We start from the raw sequence: 18,380 nt of genomic DNA on the forward strand, positions 1-18,380 counted from the left end.
CATTCTAGCCGGCCGTCGGGGTTTGTTCATCCGCGCCCGGCGGCCAGGGCCGCGGTAGCCGTTCGCCCCAGCCCGCCTCGGCTTCGAGCTGGGCGGCCAGCTGCAGCAGGCGACGGTCGTCGCCCATCGCGCCAAGCACCTGCACGCCGATTGGCAAGCCTCCGGGGGTGACGTGTAGCGGCAACGACATCGCCGGCTGGCCGGTGAGGTTGGCCAGTTGGGTATAGGGCGTGTGGCGCAGGGCGTCGCGGGCCAGGCGCTTGAGCATGCCGAGCTCGAGCGCCAGCCGCGGCAACCCCGGCAGTGCCAGCAGCGACATCAGTCGCTCGCGGGCCGGGGTGGGATAGAGCTCGCCGAGGCGCGGCGCCGCACCCGCGGCCACCGGCATCAGCAGCATGTCGAAGCGCTGGTGAAAGGCCCCCATATCCCGAGCCACGCGGTTCCAGTGGCGCTTGCCGAGCACATAGTCGCGGGCCTTGAGCTGACGCCCCAGGCGGCCCACGGCGCGGGTCGCCGGCTCGATGTCGAGCCGGCTGACCGCCACGCCGGTCTCGGCGGCGATCCAGGCCAGGTCTGCCGCCAGGTGGCCGAGGTAGAGGGTCAGGTAGCTGTCGGCCAGCGCCTCGCCGTCCACCGGCGGATCGCACCACTCGACGTGATGCCCCAGCGCCTCGAGGCGCCGGGCGGCATCCTCGACGGCCAGCCTGGCCTGGGGATCGAGCTCAGTGCCCAGCGAGCGGCCCAGCGGCTCACCCAGCGACACGGCGATACGCAGGCGCCCCGGCGTTCGCAGGGTGGCGTCGAGAAAGCCGTCTTCATGGCCGAGCGGCAGCGGCGCGCCGCTGTCCATGCCGTTGATATGATCGAGCAGCGCGGCGCTGTCGCGCACGCTGCGGGTCACGGCGTGCTCGACCACCGCGCCCTCCCACACCTCGGCGTACATCGGCCCCAGCGGCACCCGCCCGCGCGACGGCTTGAAGCCGAACAGTCCGCAGTAGCTGGCCGGAATGCGGATCGAACCGCCGCCGTCGCCGGCCATGGCCAGCGGCACCACGCCGGCGGCCACCGCGGCGGCGGCCCCGCCGCTGGAGCCGCCCGGCGAGCGGCCGGGGTCCCAGGGGTTGCGCGGATGGGCGAAGGCCCTGGGCTCGGTGATGCCCATCAGGCCCAGCTCCGGGGTCGCGGTCTGGCCGAGAATGGTGAACCCCGCCTGGCGCAGCCGACCGACCAGGGTCGAGTCCTCGGTGGCGCGCCAATCGCGCAGCGCGGCGCTGCCGCAGGCCATGGGCTCGCCCTCGATGGCCATCAACAGATCCTTGGTGAGCAGCGGCACCCCGGCAAAGGGCGCCTCGACGGGGACTCGGGCGAGCTCTTCACGGGCCTTGTCGAAGCGCGTACGCACCACCGCAGCGAGACTGGGGTTGGCATCCTCTATCAGCGTGCAGGCGGCCGCCATCACCTCTTCACGGCTCACTTCGCCGCGGCGAATCAGCGCGCTCAGGCCGATGGCGTCGTGGCGTTGGTAGTCATCCTGCTGCATGGGCTCCCCCAGCTCTGTCGTAGTACTTCAGAATGGCATGAATCCTGTCCCGCTAGGCAATTCCTTCATCCGTCGACCGCAATGTTCTATCATGCCCGCCCTGGAAACATCATAATTACATTAGACACCACTATAATTACCTACGCTTGGATTAGGACACACCATTGGGCCATCCTGCCGCCTTGCCCGACTCGCTTGCCATCCTGCTCGATATCCCCGGGCTTGCCATCTCCATCGCCGACGGCGAGCAGAGCGAGTGCCCGCTGCTGTTCGTCAATCGCGAATTCGAGCGCCTGACCGGCTATCGCTCCGCGGAGGTCGTCGGCCGCTCGTGTCGCATGTTGCAAAGTCACAGCACCGACCCGGCGGCGGTTGACGCGATCCGCCGTGCGCTGGACGCGAACCAGCCGGTGACGGTAACCCTGGAGAACCGCCACCGGGACGGCACGCCGTTCTGGAACGAGCTCAGCCTGGCGCCGCTGTTCAGCCAGGCTGGGCACCGCTACCTGGTCGGCATCCAGCGCGACGTTACCCAGCGCGAGCACGCCCATCAGCGCATGAAGCTCGCCGATGCGGTATTTCGCAACACCCACGACGGCATCCTGGTGACCGATGCCAACAAGCGCATCATCGATACCAACCCCGCGTTCAGCGAGCTCACCGGCTACCGCCAGGACGAAGTGCTCGGCAAGAAGCCCAACCTGCTGTCGTCGGGCAAGCATGACTCAGGCTTTTATCAGAGCATGTTCGCCGCCGTGGCAGAGCGCGGCTACTGGACCGGCGATATCTGGAACACGCGCAAGGATGGCAGCCAGCTGATCGAGAACACCACGATTTCGGCGATCCGCAACGACAGCGGCGAGATCGTCAACTACATCGGGGTATTTCGCGACATCACCCAGCGGCGGCTGAATCAGGCTCGCCTCGAACGCATGGCCAGCTACGACCCGCTCACCGGCCTGTTCAACCGCGAGCACTTCAATACCCTGCTCGAGCGTCAGCTGGCCAGTCTGGAGTTTACCCAGAGCGGCCTCGCGGTGCTGTTTCTCGACCTCGACGATTTCAAGCCGATCAACGACAGCTTCGGTCACGCCAGCGGCGATGAGCTGCTCATCGAGATCAGCCGACGGCTCAAGCGGCTGATGCGCGCCAACGACCTCACCGCGCGTTTCGGCGGCGACGAGTTCGTGGTCGCGCTGTCGGGGCTCGGCACCCAGGCCAAGGCCGGCAAGGTTGCCGACAAGGTGCTTGCCGACCTCACCCAGCCGTTCGCTCTCGACAACGGCCAGCGGGTCGAGATCTCGGCCTCGATCGGCATCGCTTTCACCAGCGACCACCAGGTCAGCTGCAGCGCCCTGCTCGACGCCGCCGATGCTGCCATGTACGGCGCCAAGCAGCTGGGTAAGAACCGCATCGCCTTTGCCGACAGCGTCGGCGGCGCAGACGCCACCCAGGATGCCTTTTCACGGGTCAAGGTGGCCTTCGAAGACGCCGAGATCGCGCTCCACTTCCAGCCAATCCTCGACCTGCGGACCCATGAAATCGTTGGCTTCGAGGCCCTGGCACGCTGGCAGCATCCCATCAAGGGCGTGCTCGGCCCGGAGCACTTCATCGATGTGATCACCCAGTCGTCGCTGAGCCTGCCGTTCGGTCGCTGGCTGGTCGATCAGGCCGGCCGCGTGGCACGCCGCTTCCGCGATGCCGGTCACCGGGTGATGATCGCCATCAACCTGTCTCAGGACCAGATCGAGACCGGCGCTTTCATCGAGGCACTGTCGGCGACCCGCGCCAAGTACGCCCTCGACGAGCCGTTTCTGGTCGCCGAGGTGCTCGAAGCCACCCAGTTCCACGACCTGGAACTGGCCGCAAGCCTGCTGCAGGAGGCACGCGAGCTGGGCGCCAAGATCGCCCTCGACGACTTCGGCACCGGTATCTCGTCGATCACCTACGCCAGCCAGCTACCGCTGACCACCATCAAGATCGACCGCAGGGCAACCCGCCATGTGGAGGTACGCCACGACCGCCAGCAGTTCATCAGCGGCATCATACACATGGGCCACGCCATGCAGCGCAGCGTGCTGGCCGAGGGCATCGAGACGCAGACCCAGCTCGACACCCTTAGCGCCATGGGCTGCGACCTTGGCCAGGGCTTTCGTATCGGCAGACCGGTGGACGAGACGACCATGTTCCGGCGCTATCTCACCTATGACACCCCGCCCGAGTTTCCGCTGAAACGCTAAGGCTAATGGGTTTATCTTGTACCATCAGAGGCTTATAATGCCGTCCTCGCGCCCCCTTAGCTCAGCTGGATAGAGCGTCCCCCTCCTAAGGGGAAGGTCTCAGGTTCGAATCCTGAAGGGGGCGCCAGCCTGAACTGCCCGATGGCCTTGTGCAGTCGCTGAGCCGATTGCTGCTGCTGCTCTCCCAGCGCTTGGCAGCGCGCCAGCGCCGAGTTGCTCGCCGCCAAGGCACGCTGAATGGCATGAATGCTGCTGTCCAGCTCGTCTATTCCTTCGCGCTGCTGCTGAATACCGACATCCAGCTCGCCCATACGCGACACGACAGTCTGGAAAGACGCCACTACCCCGTTAATTACCTCGCTGGCGGAATTGGCTGCGCTACGCCCCTGGGCGACGCTGCTCTGCGCCGCCTCGACTCGCGCACGAATCTCGCTGGCCGTGGCATCGGTGCGTTGGGAGAGTTTGCGCACCTCGCTTGCCACCACGGCGAAGCCACGCCCCTCCTGGCCGGCGCGGGCGGCCTCTACCGAGGCATTCAGCGCCAGCAGATTGGTCTGGAAGGTGATGTCGTCGATATCCGCCAGCAGCGCGGCAATCCCCCTGGCCGCGCTGTCGATCTCGGCAATTGCCGACTCCAGCACGCCGATCTGCTCACGCCCGTCGACGACAGACGCAGAGGTCTCCCCGGCCAACTGGCGTGTGGCCTGGACCTCGGCGGCTCCCTGGCGTGTAGACGCCGAAAGCTCGGCGGCACTGGCAGCAATCCGCTCGACCTGCACCTCGTTGGCACGGGCCTGATCCTGCAACGCGGCCTGGGCATCGAACAGTGACTCACTCAAGGCTTCGACGCTGGCGCTGGTGTGCTGGGCCTCGCCGAGGGTGGCGACAAAGCGCGCCTGCATGCCCGCCACCGCATGGATCGCCGGACGACGCTGTTGCTCCGGCGAGAAGGTCTCATCGAGATGCCCCTGCTGGGCACGCTGGGCAAAACTGGCAATCAGCACCCCATCCTCCAGCATCTGACGCAGCACGTGGGCGAGATAGCCCAGCACTACCGCCTGCGCCACTACCGCACCGCCGTGCATGGTCAGGTAGCCCAGCAACTCGCCCGGTGCGTGCTGATGGCTGCCGGCCACTCCCTGATACAGCACGGCGATGCCGTGCTGCTGTAGATAGGTCAGCCCGGCATGATGCACAGCAATGATGCCCGCCCCGGCGACGATTACCCGCCAGTCGCTGTACAAGATCAGTACCGAGAGCATGATGAAGATGCTGAAGTGGGCCTCGACGAGACCGCCACTCTGTTCGATCAGCAGCGCAGACAGCCCCATGAACATCGCCGCCGTGCCAATCCCGCTGGTCAGGGTACCGGGCCGCAACCGGTGCAGCAGCGCCACCGGCAGCATGCAGACCACGGCAAAGGACACCGCCAGCGCCAGGCTGCCGGTCAGCATCCCAACCACAGCGCACAGCAGCCAGTGTGCCAGCGCTGGCACCCACATCAAGCGATCGACCCCACTGCGGTGATTACCGAGAGTGCTCGGCCCAGCACCGGCATGATGACGAGACATTGGCGATTCCCCTTTCAAGGCGCCAGCTTCGTCGGCGGCGCAGCGCATTATTTATTCAAGAATCATACAATCACATGATTAAAGTATAACTCTTGTTTTCAGCAATAGGGATATCGGCCCGCCAAAGGGTAACTTTAGGTATCAGTATGAAATATAAGGATACGTTAATGGTCAGTCTGATCGCTCGACAGCGTCGACGATTCGATTTCGACCAGCGGCCTTGGCGCGGTAGCTTGCCGCATCGGCTCGCGCCAGCACTGTCTCGATGTCCTCGTCACTCTCGAGCAGCCCCGTCAGGCCCATGCTCATCGTCACGTGGTAGGTGCTGTCTTCGTGCTCGACGTAGATCTCGCTGATCGCCTGGCGCAGCTTCTCGGCCAGCCGCTGCGCCTGGTTGAGGCTACAGCTGGGCAGCAGCACGGCGAACTCGTCGCCCCCCTGGCGCGCCACGTGATCGCTGTTACGCACTTCCCAGGCCAGTACCTGGGCGATGCGCCGCAGCATCTCGTCACCCAGGGCGTGGCCACCGCGGTCGTTGATCGGCTTGAAATGGTCGAGATCGAACATCAGCAGCGCCGAGGGCGTGCCGGCCTTCTTCCATTCGACCAGCGCCTCCTCGAGCCGGCGCTCGAAGCCGCGCCGGTTGAGCAGCCCGGTCAGCGGATCGTGCTCGGCTTCCCAGCGCTGCAGCGCCTCACGCTGGCGGCTGTCGGTAATGTCCTTGACGGTACCCACATAGCCCAGCGGCCTGCCGTCATCTGTCACCCGACTGACATTCAGCTCGAGCCATAGCAACTGGCCATTGGCGGCGTGGTAGCGCATCTGGCGCGAAAACGGCCGGCCGGTCTCCAGGGTATGCCGCCACAGGTCGCGCACATCGTTGATCTCGTCGACGTGCAGATGCTCGAATATCTCCCAGTCGCGGTAGTCCCCCAGATCGTAGCCGGTGAGGTTGTGCAGGGCTGGATTGAGGTAAACGATTTGACCGCGCAGGTTGCAGATGAACAGTCCGGTGGGCGACGAATCGAGCACTGCGTCGAGAAACGCCTGGCGGTCCTGTAGCAGCGACTTGGCCTGTTCGCGCTGCTGCTCGAGACTATTGAACGTATCGGCCACCTGCTGCAGCTCGCGCATCCCGGTACGCGGATCGACGCGTTTGGCCGCGCCGCGCGCCACCCTGGCGATATGGCGCTCGAGGCGGTGCAGCGGGCGCAGCAGCAGCTTCAAGCCCAGCCACAGCAGCGGCAGCATCAGCAGCACGGTGATCAACCCCACCCACTGCTGCTGACGCAGAAACGCCTTCACTGGCACCATCATCTGATTTCGCGGCAGGTAGACCCCGACCACCCAGTTGGCCGACCACACCTGGCGATAGGCCTGCAGCGCCGGCGTACCGTCGACCAGCCTCCCCTCGGACGCCCCCTCCCAGCCGGACAGCGCCAGGTCGAGTTCGGGGTGGGTCTCGGCCCCCGGCACCGGCCGCATGACCAACTCATGATTGGGGTGAGAGAGCACCAGCCCCGACGCCGTGGCCAGGCCCGCAAAGCCCGCATTGCCAATCCGGATCCGCCGCAGCCCGGCGAAAAAGCTGCCGTCCTCGACGCTGACCACACCGCCGAGCATGCCCCTGAACTCGCCCTCCGCGAGAATCGGCACGGCGACCATCACCAGCGGCGCATCGCTGGCGGCACCGGTAAAGGGTTCGGATACGTAGGGTCGTCGTACATGACGCATATAGCGAAAGTACTCGCGATCGCTGACGTCCAGGCCGCGGCGACCAACCAGTTCGGGGATATCGGCCAGCACCTCGCCGTCGGCGGAAATCACCACCAGCGCATCGAACAGCGCCATCAGCCCGACGTTTTCGTCGAGCAGCGCGGCGGTCTGCCCTGGTGATTGGACGGGGTCCTGCGGCACTCGCCCGGCGAGGCGCTGCAGGGCGTCGATGCGCACCGCCACCGCCTCCTCGATATGCCGGGCGATCAGTTCGGCTTCGTATTCCAGGTGGGCACGATTAGCCTGGCCGGCGAGTTGATCGCCGGAGCGCGACGCTACCAGGATGATCGCTGCGACCAGCACCAGCCAGCCAAGGCTGATGCCAATGACCAGGCGAGCATGCAGTGAGTGGGGCACCAAGGCGTGCAGCACTCGTGAAATGTTTAGTGACATCGAACTATTTTATCACGCAGCCTGGCGATCTCGGCACTCCAGCCTAAGCAGCTAACCCCCGAATATGTGCACTTATCCTAGCCTATAAGAGAAAATACATCAAAAATCGACTTCTAATAGAAAAAAATAATTTAAGGCGAAAGAACCGCTCCCCCTCCCTGCTCGGCGGCCGTGCGTCCCTGGAGTTTTTATCATGCGCTAACTCAGGATATTGACGATGGAAGGCTTAGCTACAATAGTTAACATTGACTACTAAAGTGGGCGGATCTCCGCATGCGGGACAACATGACCAGCGGCAGCCAGGAAGGCGTCACCACCCAGTGTGTGCAACTGCTTGCCAGTGAAGGTAGAACCTTCATCAATACATCAGGCACCGCTAGTTTAGCAAGCGCGGGATTCAAGCATAGCCGTGCCGGGCTGGTGGTCACCGATGCCCAGCACAGGGTTCTGCTCACCAACCCGGCGTTCGAGACCATCACTGGCTACCGCTGCGAACAGGTGCTGGGCTCGGACATTCACACTCTGCTGGCCGACCAGAGTCTCGATTACTTTCGAGCACTCGATCAACTCGGTCATACCGGATACTGGCATGGCGAGGTCTACTGTCGACGCCAGGATGGCGAGATTCATCCCGAGTTGCTGTCGGTCAACGCCATACGTGACGCGGATGGGCAGATCAAGGGCTATGTCCGCAGCTTCATCGAGATTTCAGACCTCAAGAGCAATGAAAGCCAGCTGCAGCTAATGGCCCACCACGATCCCCTGACCGGGCTCGCCAATCGCTCGCTGTTCGATGACCACCTGCAGCGCGCCCTCAATCATGCCGAACGCACCGGCGCCTCTTTCGCCATACTGTTTATCGACCTGGATCGCTTCAAGCCCGTCAACGATTCGCTCGGGCATGCCGCTGGCGATGAGATGCTCAACAAGATTGCCATCCGCCTCAGCCAAGCGCTGCGTAGTGAAGATGTCCTGGCTCGCTTTGGTGGAGACGAATTTCTCGTCCTGCTCGAGTACGGCTCGAGCCGTGAGACCGCCCAGGCCGTGGCACTGCGTATTCAGGAAGCCCTCGAGGCTCCAGTGAAGGTCTCGGGAAAGTACATCCCCATGTCGGCCAGTATCGGCATCGCGCTATACCCGGAAGATGGCCAGAACGCCAGAGAGCTGCTCAGCAGCGCCGATAGCGCCATGTATGCCGCCAAACACGCTGGCGGTAGCTCGCATAGCTTCGTCGACCCGGCCATCAGCTACCTGCTGCAAGAGCAACTGACCATCGAGATGGCGCTCAGCGAGGCCGTCAGGGAGCCCGAAAGTGCGTTCCGCATTGTCTACCAGCCGCAGTGCAACCTGGCCACAGGCCAGGTGGTTGGCCTGGAAGCCCTGCTACGCTGGAATGACGGTCGCTATTTCAACCACAAGCCCAGGGAGTGCATCGCTCTGGCGCGCAAGCTGGGACTGGCGATCCGCCTCGACAGGTGGGTCATCGGCGAAGTCGCCAAGCAGCGCCAAGCCTGGCAAACCGCGGGAAGCGGGCTTGGCAACCTGCCGATTTCGGTGAACATCGTTGACGACCACCTGCATCCCGGCAGGTCCAACAGGCTCCCCCTCGACCAGTACCTGCGGCAGATCGTCGACGACGCTTCCTGGCTGACGCTGGAAATCGCCTGCGACAGCCTGGTCAGCCAGCCTGAAAGTACCCAGCATCTCTTTCGCCGCCTGCAGCGACTTGGGGTCAACCTGGCCCTCGACGAACTGGGCGATGGCCATATCAATTTCGCTTACCTGTCGCGGCTGCCGATTCGACAGGCCAAAGTGAACGGCGTGCTGATCAACAATCTCGCCAATGATCCGCGCAGCCAGAAGCTACTGGGCGGCATTCATCGCCTGCTGGAGACGCTCGACATTCAGTGCATCGCCGTCGGCGTCGAGAATCAGCAGAGCATGGACGCCATGCGCCAGGAGGGACCCTACCTGGCCCAGGGCAATCATCTCGCCGTGCCCATGTTTGCCGAGCACCTCTGTGACTGGTACCGCAGCTACCACGCCTGACCGGCGGTAGAATGACTTACATTGCACCGGCCTTCTGGGCATTAGCCAGCTCACGGCGCCGCTTGAGCTCATAGGCCACCGCCAGCACCACCGTGATCAGAATCAGGATGAGCCCCAGCGCATTGACCGCCGGGGTCAACCCGGTGCGCACCTGAGAGGCGATATATACCGTCAGGGTGGTGTCATAGCCGGCCACGAACAGCGTGGTGTTGTAGTTCTCGAACGACTGCAGGAAGGCGATCACCGCCGCGGACAGTATCGCCGGCTTGAGGTAGGGCAGCAGGATGCGCCGAAACATCTGCCACTGGGTGGCCCCCAGATCCAGTGCGGCGCGCTCCATGGTGCGGTCGAAGCGCTGCAGCCGCGCCATCACCATCAGCATCACATAGGCGGCAATGAAGGTAGTCTGCCCCAGCACAGTGAGAAATATCCCGCCGCTGACCCCGAACTGACGCCAGAAGATCAGCGTCGAAATACCGATGATCACCCCCGGGGTCAGCAGCGGCGAGAGTATCAGCGCATAGATGAACGGCTTGGCGCGACTTGACACCGTGTTCAGGAACAGCGCACTGGAGATGCCGATCGGCACTGCCAACACCAGCACTCCCGCCGCCACCATCAGGCTATTGGAGAGTGCATGCCACATGCCGCCATCGCGCCACAGCTCGCCGAACCAGCGCAGCGTGGTGCCGCCCCAGGGCGTCACGGTGGGAAAGCGGCTGTCGTTGAAGGTCGCCAGCGACATGATGATCAGCGGCAGGAACAGATAGGCGAAGAACACCACGATATAGAACTTGAGGCCAAAGGCCAGCAATCGCTGGGAGGTCATTTGGCGATGTCCCCCAGGCCTACCTTGAAAAGTTTCATGACCAGCGACATGAAGCCGATGCACAGCACCAGCAGCAGGAAGGCGTAGGCCGCGCCCTGGTTCCAGTTGCCGCCCTCGAAGAACCAGTTGTAGATGATCTGGGTAAACCAACGGCTGCCCGGCGAGCCGAGCAGCGCCGGCACCGCATAGCTGCCCGCGGCGAGCATGAACACCATGATGCAGCCGGTAGCGATGCCCGGCTTGGCGTGGGGGATCACGATGCGCCGATGGGTACGCAGGGTGCCGGCGCCGAGGTCGCGAGCCGCCCGCACCTGATTGCCGTCGAGGCTCTCGATGGCGTTGTAGAGCGGGAATACCATGAATAGGATATAGGCGTAGACCATGCCCACCATGACCCCGGCATCGCCGCTGAGAAAGCGGATCGGGCGATCGATCAGGCCCAGTGCCAACAGCACCTCGTTGAGCGGCCCGCGAAACGCCAGCAGGATAAACCACGAATAGGTGCGCAGGATCTCGTTGATCCAGAACGGCACGATCAACAGCAGGATGCACAGCGCTGCCTGGCGCGGCGTGGCCACCTTGGCCAGATACCAGGCCAGCGGATAGCTCACCGCCAGAGTCAACAGCGTGACCAGCACGCTCGACCAGATCGTCTTGAGGAAGATCGCGCGGTGGATATCGTTGTTGAACAGCGTCACGTAGTTGGCCACGGTCAGGCGGTCGTCCGGACCGCCGAGCTGGGCCGGCAGCAGGTTGGGCCGCAGCGAGTACTCAATCATCTGCAACTGCGGCAGGGTGACCATGATGATCAGCCACATTCCCAGCAGGGTGACGATGGCCATTGCCACCGGCGAGCCGAAGCGCGCGCTAAGCTGCCGGAACATTGGCCGCCTCCTTGACCTCGCCGGTCTCCTCGTCGACCACCGGGCTGCCGTCGTTGGGCAGCACCACCGCTTCCGCCGGGTCAAAACCCAGCCTGACGCGCTCGCCACGGGTGAGACGACTGGCCGCGCCGCGCGCCTGCTCGCCGCTGAGCTGGACTCTCAAGCGCTCGGCGCTGGCTACGAGCCGCGTCTCGAGCATCAGCCAGGCGCCCTCGAAGTGAACCGCTTCGACCTCGGCCTCCAGTGCAGGGCCGCTGCTCCCCTCCCCCAGCAGCCGCAGTTGCTCTGGCCGCACGAAGAGTGCCGCACTATCACCCACCCTCAAGCCGTCACTGGCGCCCGGTACAGCCCTGCCCTGCAGGCGCCCTAGCAGGCCGCCATCCAGGGTCAAGCGCTCACCGTCGCGCTCGGCCACGCTGACCTCGAAGCGATTGTTCTCACCGACGAAGGCCGCCACGAAACCGGTCTGGGGTTCACGGTAGAGCGTCATCGGATCGGCGACCTGTTGGATACGTCCCGCCGACATCACCGCCACACGATCGGACATGGTCAGCGCCTCGCCCTGGTCGTGGGTAATATAGATAAAGGTGATGCCGGTCTTGCGCTGGATCGCCTTGAGCTCGGCGCGCATATGCTGGCGCAGCTTGAGGTCCAACGCCGAGAGCGGCTCGTCGAGCAGCAATACCCGCGGTTCCACCGCCAGGGCACGGGCAATGGCGATACGCTGCTTCTGGCCGCCGGAGAGCTCGGCGACCTGCTTGTCACCACTACCTTCCAGGGCTACCAGGCTAAGCAAACGTTCTGACACCTCGCGTCTCGCACGCCGGTTGACGCCACGCACCTCGAGACCAAACTCGATGTTCTCGTACACGCTCATCAGTGGGAACAGTGCCAGGTTCTGGAAGATCATCGCCGTGGGCCGGCGGTTGACGGGAACTCCCGCCATCGGCTCGCCGCCGATCAGGATCTGCCCTTCGCTGGGAGTGAGAAAGCCGCTGACCATGTTAAGCAGCGTGGTCTTGCCGCAGCCCGAGGGGCCGAGAAAGCTGAAGAACTCACCGGAGTGAATCTCCAGCGAAGAGCGTTCGATGGCGGTGAAGTCGCCGAAGCGCATCACTACCTGGTCGAGCGAAACGGAACCGTCCATTGGGACCTCAACAAAACAGGTAAAAGCATATGCTGGTGCCCCATCCAACAACAGCATCGCGACTGAAGTCGCTCCTACATTTGCCTTGGCGCCATACCCAGTGTAGGAGCGAATTCATTCTCGATTGCAGCGCGCAGCGCTGCCGGGCCAACCCCATCGCGGCTAAAGCCGCTCCCACTTTTGCCAGGGGCGCCATACCCAGTGTGGGAGCGAACTCATTCGCGATTGCAGCGCGTAGCGCTGCCGGGCTGATCCCCCCTACCCCATCGAGACTGAAGTCTCTCCCACACTTGCCTTAGCGCCATATCCAATCATGCAGAAAGATAACGATCCTGGTACTCGTTGCGCAGGGTCACGTACCACGGCTCCTGGATCGGCCACCACCACAGGTTCTCGAGGTCGGCGTCAGTATAGGAGTCGCGGAAGAACTGGCGGGTCTCCTCCGGCAGCAGATCAGCAGCGCCCACCGAGGTGGAGTTGTAGCCGGTGGCCTCGACGAACATGGCGCCGGCCTCCGGGGTGTAGTACCAGTTGATCAGCTCGTAGACGGCGTCTGGATTCTGGGCGTTCTTGGGAATCACGAAGCCCTCCATCCACGCCAGCGCGCCTTCACGAGGAGCGGCGTAGGCGATGTCCTCGCCCTCCTGCTTGAGGCGGAAGGCGGTGCTGTCCCAGGTCTGGCCGATGATGGCACCGTTGGTACGAAACGCCGCCTGGGCCTCGTTCTCGGTGTCCCAGAACTGCACCAGCAGGTTCTTGTGCTTGACCGCCTCCTCGAGAATCACATCGAAGTTGGCGCGCATCGCCTCCTCGCTGCGGTAGGACTCCAGCATCGGGAACGGCAGCCGGCCCTCACGCTCCAGCCACAGGCCGATACCCACCAGCGCCGAGTGGCCGCGTACCGTCACGCCCTGGCCGTTGTCCGGATTCCACAGGTCGGCATAGCTCAGGGTCTCGCGGTCGATATCGACGAAGCGGCGGTGATAGGCGATCGCCTCGGTGCCCCAATCGCTGGGCGCGAAGTAGCGACGCCCATCGACCACGCCACCCACCTCGGAGCCCTCGATGGCGCTTTGCAGGGCGCCGTCCCAGTTGATGCGCGACTCGTCCAGCGGCTGGATCAGGTCGTAGTCGAGGTAGCCCGGCACCCGATCCACGGTGGGCATGATCACGTCGAAGCCAGAGCCGTCAGTGGCACGCAGCGAGTTCATCAGCTCGTCGTTGGTGCCGTAGGGGGTAAAGGTGGCGCGGATGCCGGTCTTGTCGGTGAAATCGGCGAGCATCTCGTCGCTGAAGTAGCCGGCCCAGGCATAGATGCGCAGCGGCTCACCCTGAGCCAGCGCCTTGTTGATATAGAAGGATGGCGCAGCGGCCACCGCCCCGGCCGCAGCCGTTCCCTGCAGAAAACGACGACGCGAGATCGACATGGAGATTCTCCTGAACACAGTGGTTATTACGCGTGGTCCAACGACCGCCTACTCTCGGCGCCTTTTCACACAGCGCTTGTTGTGATTGTCTGCTCGACTCGATGACCGGGAGATGACAATTGAATGACGGTTCAACGAGCTGGGTTCAGCATAGCAGCGGCAAGCAGAAAGGCGAGAAGCGCGGAGGGTGAGGTTTCAACGCTATATGCGCGATAGAAGGAGTGCGGTGGGCCGAGTGCAGTGAGCAATCGCCAGGCACTAAAAAGCCGGCCCACAAGGGGCCGGCTTCTGGCGAGCCGCTAGGCGACTCAAGTGGGAAAGCTAGACTTAGAAGTCGTAGCGAACGCCCACGGTGTACTGCAGATCGTCGTTCAGATCGCTGATGGCATCGTCACGATCGAAATCGGCATCGAAGACTTCGGCGAAGACGTACATCGGCTGGCTGAAGCGATAGTTGGCGCCCAGCATCCACTGATTGGAAGAGCTGATGCTACCGGTCGCCTCGGTGTCGTCCCAGCTAACGCGGGCGTACTGGCCGTAGATCTCGCCCATGCCGTAGTCGAAGGTAGCACCGACGCTGACGATGTCACGGCCCAGATACTGGAACTGAGCATCACCAGTGGTTTCTTCCAGGCGCGAATCGTTGGAGCTGCTGGTCTCGTAACCCAGGCGACCACTAAAGGCCGGAGTGAACTGGTAAGAGGCAACAACACCCCACAGGGCCTCGTCGGAGTGACGACCAGCATTGGCTAGCTCATCGCCCACACCATCGCCACTTGCATGACCCGGGCCATCGACACGGTTGTAATCACGGTTCTGGTCGTAACCAGCAGCGATATACAGGTCCTGCCAAGTATAGCTTACCGCTGCCTGAGAGCTGGTGGTAGAGCTGTTGTCGCCAGCACCCTGCTCCTGATCATTACCAGAGTAGTGCTTGACCTGCAGGTGAGCCTGGAAGCCTTCCAGCACCGGGGTAGAGTAGGCCAGGGAGTTACCGTGGGAGCTGTTATCTACGCTGCCAAAAGTGGTCCAACCATCATTTTCCGGCACGTCGAACACGGAGCCAACGGCATTGTAGTAGATGCTGTTGAAGTTACCGACCCAGACGCGACCGAACTGCTGGCTCTGCACGCCAACAAAGCTCTGACGAGTATCAGTCAGGCCGCCGCTACGAGCTGCGCCGTTGAAACGGAACTCCATGTTGGCAAACACGGACATGTCGGAGTTCACTTCGTTACGGGCACGGAAACCCAGGCGAGAACCATTGTTCTCAATGCGAGAGCCTGATTCCTTAACTTCAGTACCTTCTTCACCGCCTGTAACAGCTTGGATAACGATACGACCATAGACGTCAACTTCAGTGCCGTCCTGGCTGTAAACGGTAGCTGCCTGAGCAGCAGCGGAGACGCCCAGGGCGCCGGCGATAGCAGTCGCTAACAGTGTCTTTTTCATCGCGATATGTCCTTAACTAGCTTACTGTTTCGATCGTTTCTGCATATGCAGTCGGCTTTCCCGGTGCGCCTGGCCAATCTGCCGAGGCATAATGGCCGAGACCGCCACCTGAGCGAAGCCTTGTTATATTCCAATGCTCGCAGGTCAAACCTTATACCGGGATTTCCGGGAACGCAACAAGAAAAAACACTGTTTCCAATCTCGATGCACGGAATCCATGGAACTTTTACCCTGCGTCAGCGTCACGCCACCACCTTGAAGCCCATGACGCCGGGCTGCCCAGCGAATCCTGGCCTTTCCGTCGAGCTCATCGCCATACCGACGGCGCTTGCTGATGGAGAATCCAGACACGCCTACAAAGTGCTTTACAGCGCCTGCGGCAACCAGCGCTGGCTATCTTCGCCGGGTCGCGGGCGACATGCAAGCCCCGCCTGCGGCGAGGCATCAACGCCTTGTCATGGGTCAAGCTGGTAGGCGCTGCAGATTCAGCGCTGCTCGTGCTTGGCCAGCAGCTGGCCGAGTTTCTGCTCGAGGCGGGTTTCCTTCTCGCGCTGGGCCTGGCGCTCGGCCTTCTGCGCCTTGCGGGTACGGTTCTGGGCGCGCAGCTCGTCGAGCTGGCGGCGGGCGTAACGCGCTTCGCCGTCGCTCACATCGCCAGCATTGGCGCCGTCGAGGTCGACCCGCTCGGCGCCGGTGCGCACCGCCTTTAAGTAGCGCGGCAAATGCACATAGCAGGCCAGCGCCCGGCGTACCAGCTTGTCGGGCCAGGGTTCGCGGGCTACCAGGTCTTCGTGAATACCGACCTTGAGCGGCCGGGTGTGGCCCTTGAAGAAGGTCTGCGGGTAGCGCTGGTACCACTCATCGAGCAATGCCTGAGGGGACGGCGCCTCGCCGATAGGCAGGCGGCTCTGGGGCTCGTCCTGGCGCTCTGCCACTGGCGTGGTCTCGGTGACAGGGGCGACGGGCTCAGGCGCCGTCGCGGCCTTCGGCTGCGGCGAGCGGGGGGTGGCCTGCGGCTGCGACTGTTGCGCCGGGGCCGGCGTGGCGGGATCGTGATGCCTGGCAGCAAACCGTGGGCGCCGCGACATCAGCGCGGCCAGGCCCTGGCTGCGCGGGCTGGCAGCGGGCTCGCGAGCCGCGACTTCCTGCTGCAGGCGCTGATTGTCGGCCTCGAGTTCGGCCAGCCGCCGCTCGAGCTCGGCAATGGTGGTGTGTGCCTCGCGCAGTGCAGCCAGGCCATACTCGGCGCGCTGCTCCAGGGCGCTGAGCAGTGCCGTGGTGTGATCGTCGTTCAAGGCGTCGCCCTCCATGCGCATCTCACGTGATCATAGCCTCAAGTGTGTGCCAGCTTTGGCATTCTGACAATGCGGCGAGCCAGGATGGCATTACACCGGCCAAGCCAATGCCTTGATACCGCTTTTGCCTGATACGCCGAGGCCTATACCCGCTCGGGGCTGATCCGTCGACAGGACTACGAGGAGGCGCTGTAAACCCATCCCTGGGCGCTATCTTGCGCCATCCATGGCGCAAACCTCCTCTTCGCCCTGTCCCCGGCGCCCCTCGCTAAAGCCGAAGGCACACGCCGCCGACGGATCAGTCCTGGACGGGGCTGGCATCCCGACGCCGATACTCGACGAAGGCATAGGCCGGCTGGCCTTCGCGCGGCGTGCCGGGCACACGCTGGCACTCCTGCCACTCGCCCGGGTCGAACTCGGGGAAGCGCGCATCGCCCTCCACCTCGAGGTCGACCTCGGTGAGATAGAGGCGCGCGGCGTAGGGCATGGCCTGGGCGTAGATCTGCCCGCCGCCCATCACCATGATCTCCTCCACGCCGTCGATGATCGCCTGCTGGTCGGCGAGGTCCAGGGCGCTCTCCAGGTCGTGGCAAACCCGCACCCCCGGATGCTCAAAGTCGCCGTCACGGGTTACCACGATATTGAGCCGCCCCGGCAGCGGCTTGCCGATGGAGGCGAAGGTCTTGCGCCCCATTACCAGCGGCTTGCCCTGGGTCATGGCCTTGAAGAACTTGAGGTCCTCCGGCAGGTACCAGGGCAGCCGGTTGTCGACGCCGATCACACGGTTGCGTGACATGGCGGCAATCATCGCCACCGGCACCATGGTCTCGAAACGCTGCTCTTTCATAATGCCACCTCGCTCATACCGCCACCTCGGCCTTGATATGCGGATGCGGGTCGTAGCCCTCGATGGCAATGTCCTCGAAGCGAAAGGTGAACAGATCCCGCACTTCAGGATTGAGCACCAGCCGCGGCGCCGAACGCGGGGTACGAGTGAGCTGCAGCTCGGCCTGCTCGAGGTGATTCGAATAGAGGTGGGCATCGCCCAGGGTATGCACGAACTCCCCCGGCTCGAGGCCGCAGACCTGCGCCACCATGCAGGTCAATAGCGCGTAGCTGGCGATATTGAACGGCACGCCGAGGAAAATATCGGCGCTGCGCTGGTAGAGCTGGCAGGAGAGCCGGCCTCCGGCGACGTAGAACTGGAACAGCGCGTGGCACGGCGGCAGCGCCATCTCATCGACCAGCGCCGGGTTCCAGGCCGAGACGATCAGCCGCCGCGAGTCCGGATTACGCTGGATCTGCTCGACCACCTGGCGGATCTGATCGACGTGGCCGCCATCCGGCCGCGGCCAGCTACGCCACTGGTAGCCGTAGACAGGCCCCAGGTCGCCGTTGGCATCGGCCCACTCGTCCCAGATGCGGACACCGTTCTCCTTGAGATAGCGGATGTTGGTGTCGCCGGACAGGAACCACAGCAGCTCGTGGATGATCGAGCGCAGGTGCAGCTTCTTGGTGGTGACCAGCGGAAAGCCGCGCGCCAGGTCGAAGCGCATCTGGTGGCCGAACACGCTGCGTGTGCCGACCCCGGTGCGATCGTGCTTGGTCACACCCTGGGCCAGCACCTGGCGCATCAGGTCGAGATAGGGTTGTTCGAGGGCAGGGGCAGTTGGCGCCGGCCGCTCGGAAACTGGGTGTTGAGGAGCTTGTGTCACGCGCTTGCCATCTTGGAAAGTGGGCCGGGCCACCCTCATCGTCAGGGCACCCGGCGTTGAAA

At 63.6% G+C, this 18,380-nt stretch carries 14 protein-coding genes, 1 tRNA gene and 1 pseudogene; 5 read left to right on the forward strand and 11 right to left on the reverse strand.

The genetic code is table 11. The features are described from left to right. Positions 1 to 4: 4 nt before the first annotated feature. Complete coding sequence (locus tag QC821_RS03270; protein ID WP_309716918.1) at positions 5 to 1,540, reverse strand: amidase; 1,536 nt, start codon at positions 1,538 to 1,540, stop codon at positions 5 to 7. A gap of 164 nt (positions 1,541 to 1,704) precedes the next feature. Here QC821_RS03270 and QC821_RS03275 point away from each other — a divergent pair, with 164 nt between their 5' ends. Continuing rightward, entirely contained in the window at positions 1,705 to 3,780 is a 2,076-nt protein-coding gene (locus QC821_RS03275) for a putative bifunctional diguanylate cyclase/phosphodiesterase (RefSeq protein WP_309716921.1), read from the forward strand. 50 nt (positions 3,781 to 3,830) lie between these two features. Beyond that, a tRNA-Arg gene (locus QC821_RS03280) sits at positions 3,831 to 3,907 on the forward strand. A 163-nt stretch (positions 3,908 to 4,070) separates the two neighbouring features. Here QC821_RS03280 and QC821_RS21730 read toward each other — a convergent pair. Then, a pseudogene (locus QC821_RS21730) lies at positions 4,071 to 4,682 on the reverse strand (methyl-accepting chemotaxis protein); the annotation flags it as partial. On the opposite strand from QC821_RS21730, the gene QC821_RS03290 reads away from it, so the two are divergent. Together QC821_RS03290 and QC821_RS03295 are read left to right on the forward strand one after the other, a co-directional pair. Beyond that, the gene (locus QC821_RS03290) at positions 4,641 to 4,952 is read left to right on the forward strand and encodes a hypothetical protein (RefSeq protein ID WP_309716927.1); all 312 of its coding nucleotides are present in this window, start codon (positions 4,641 to 4,643) and stop codon (positions 4,950 to 4,952) included. The pseudogene QC821_RS21730 and the gene QC821_RS03290 overlap by 42 nt on opposite strands. Positions 4,953 to 4,967: 15 nt before the next feature. Then, complete coding sequence (locus QC821_RS03295; protein ID WP_309716930.1) at positions 4,968 to 5,429, forward strand: hypothetical protein; 462 nt, start codon at positions 4,968 to 4,970, stop codon at positions 5,427 to 5,429. Positions 5,430 to 5,522: 93 nt separating this feature from the next. Here QC821_RS03295 and QC821_RS03300 read toward each other — a convergent pair whose 3' ends face one another. Continuing rightward, complete coding sequence (locus tag QC821_RS03300; RefSeq protein ID WP_309716933.1) at positions 5,523 to 7,520, reverse strand: sensor domain-containing diguanylate cyclase; 1,998 nt, start codon at positions 7,518 to 7,520, stop codon at positions 5,523 to 5,525. A 273-nt stretch (positions 7,521 to 7,793) separates the two neighbouring features. On the opposite strand from QC821_RS03300, the gene QC821_RS03305 reads away from it, so the two are divergent. After that, positions 7,794 to 9,569 carry a putative bifunctional diguanylate cyclase/phosphodiesterase gene (locus QC821_RS03305; RefSeq protein WP_309716936.1) on the forward strand — a complete coding sequence of 592 codons (1,776 nt, stop codon included), beginning with the start codon at positions 7,794 to 7,796 and terminating at the stop codon, positions 9,567 to 9,569. Between the two features lie 16 nt (positions 9,570 to 9,585). Here QC821_RS03305 and QC821_RS03310 read toward each other — a convergent pair whose 3' ends face one another. The 8 genes from QC821_RS03310 to QC821_RS03345 all read right to left on the reverse strand — a co-directional run bounded on the left by QC821_RS03310 (position 9,586) and on the right by QC821_RS03345 (position 18,318). Continuing rightward, positions 9,586 to 10,398 (reverse strand): ABC transporter permease, encoded by an 813-nt coding sequence (locus QC821_RS03310; RefSeq protein ID WP_309716939.1) that lies wholly within the window; start codon positions 10,396 to 10,398, stop codon positions 9,586 to 9,588. Continuing rightward, the gene (locus tag QC821_RS03315) at positions 10,395 to 11,282 is read right to left on the reverse strand and encodes an ABC transporter permease (RefSeq protein ID WP_309716942.1); all 888 of its coding nucleotides are present in this window, start codon (positions 11,280 to 11,282) and stop codon (positions 10,395 to 10,397) included. Before QC821_RS03315 ends, QC821_RS03310 begins: the two co-directional genes overlap by 4 nt. Further along, positions 11,266 to 12,429 (reverse strand): ABC transporter ATP-binding protein, encoded by a 1,164-nt coding sequence (locus tag QC821_RS03320; RefSeq protein ID WP_309716945.1) that lies wholly within the window; start codon positions 12,427 to 12,429, stop codon positions 11,266 to 11,268. Before QC821_RS03320 ends, QC821_RS03315 begins: the two co-directional genes overlap by 17 nt. 311 nt (positions 12,430 to 12,740) lie before the next feature. Beyond that, positions 12,741 to 13,856, reverse strand: a complete 1,116-nt coding sequence (locus QC821_RS03325) for an extracellular solute-binding protein (protein ID WP_309716948.1) — start codon at positions 13,854 to 13,856, stop codon at positions 12,741 to 12,743. A 327-nt stretch (positions 13,857 to 14,183) separates the two neighbouring features. After that, entirely contained in the window at positions 14,184 to 15,308 is a 1,125-nt protein-coding gene (locus QC821_RS03330; protein WP_309716951.1) for a porin, read from the reverse strand. Positions 15,309 to 15,793: 485 nt separating this feature from the next. Next, a complete protein-coding gene (locus QC821_RS03335; RefSeq protein WP_309716954.1) occupies positions 15,794 to 16,603 on the reverse strand; it encodes a ProQ/FINO family protein in 810 nt (269 codons plus the stop codon). Between the two features lie 298 nt (positions 16,604 to 16,901). Continuing rightward, complete coding sequence (locus QC821_RS03340; RefSeq protein ID WP_309716957.1) at positions 16,902 to 17,450, reverse strand: dihydrofolate reductase; 549 nt, start codon at positions 17,448 to 17,450, stop codon at positions 16,902 to 16,904. A gap of 13 nt (positions 17,451 to 17,463) precedes the next feature. Beyond that, positions 17,464 to 18,318: a thymidylate synthase gene (locus tag QC821_RS03345; protein WP_309716960.1), complete on the reverse strand. Its 855-nt coding sequence runs from the start codon at positions 18,316 to 18,318 to the stop codon at positions 17,464 to 17,466. Between the last annotated feature and the right edge of the window lie 62 nt (positions 18,319 to 18,380).

Source organism: Franzmannia qiaohouensis, from assembly GCF_031451695.1.
GTDB classification, from domain to species: Bacteria; Pseudomonadota; Gammaproteobacteria; order Pseudomonadales; family Halomonadaceae; genus Franzmannia; species Franzmannia qiaohouensis.

What these genes read in the sequence shown, in the direction of transcription:
- QC821_RS03270 (WP_309716918.1), bottom strand. Translation starts at nt 1,540, where the DNA reads ATGCAGCAGGATGACTACCAACGCCACGACGCCATCGGCCTGAGCGCG.
- QC821_RS03295 (WP_309716930.1), top strand. Translation starts at nt 4,968, where the DNA reads ATGATGCACAGCAATGATGCCCGCCCCGGCGACGATTACCCGCCAGTC.
- QC821_RS03300 (WP_309716933.1), bottom strand. Translation starts at nt 7,520, where the DNA reads ATGTCACTAAACATTTCACGAGTGCTGCACGCCTTGGTGCCCCACTCA.
- QC821_RS03305 (WP_309716936.1), top strand. Translation starts at nt 7,794, where the DNA reads ATGCGGGACAACATGACCAGCGGCAGCCAGGAAGGCGTCACCACCCAG.
- QC821_RS03310 (WP_309716939.1), bottom strand. Translation starts at nt 10,398, where the DNA reads ATGACCTCCCAGCGATTGCTGGCCTTTGGCCTCAAGTTCTATATCGTG.
- QC821_RS03315 (WP_309716942.1), bottom strand. Translation starts at nt 11,282, where the DNA reads ATGTTCCGGCAGCTTAGCGCGCGCTTCGGCTCGCCGGTGGCAATGGCC.
- QC821_RS03320 (WP_309716945.1), bottom strand. Translation starts at nt 12,429, where the DNA reads ATGGACGGTTCCGTTTCGCTCGACCAGGTAGTGATGCGCTTCGGCGAC.
- QC821_RS03325 (WP_309716948.1), bottom strand. Translation starts at nt 13,856, where the DNA reads ATGTCGATCTCGCGTCGTCGTTTTCTGCAGGGAACGGCTGCGGCCGGG.
- QC821_RS03330 (WP_309716951.1), bottom strand. Translation starts at nt 15,308, where the DNA reads ATGAAAAAGACACTGTTAGCGACTGCTATCGCCGGCGCCCTGGGCGTC.
- QC821_RS03340 (WP_309716957.1), bottom strand. Translation starts at nt 17,450, where the DNA reads ATGAAAGAGCAGCGTTTCGAGACCATGGTGCCGGTGGCGATGATTGCC.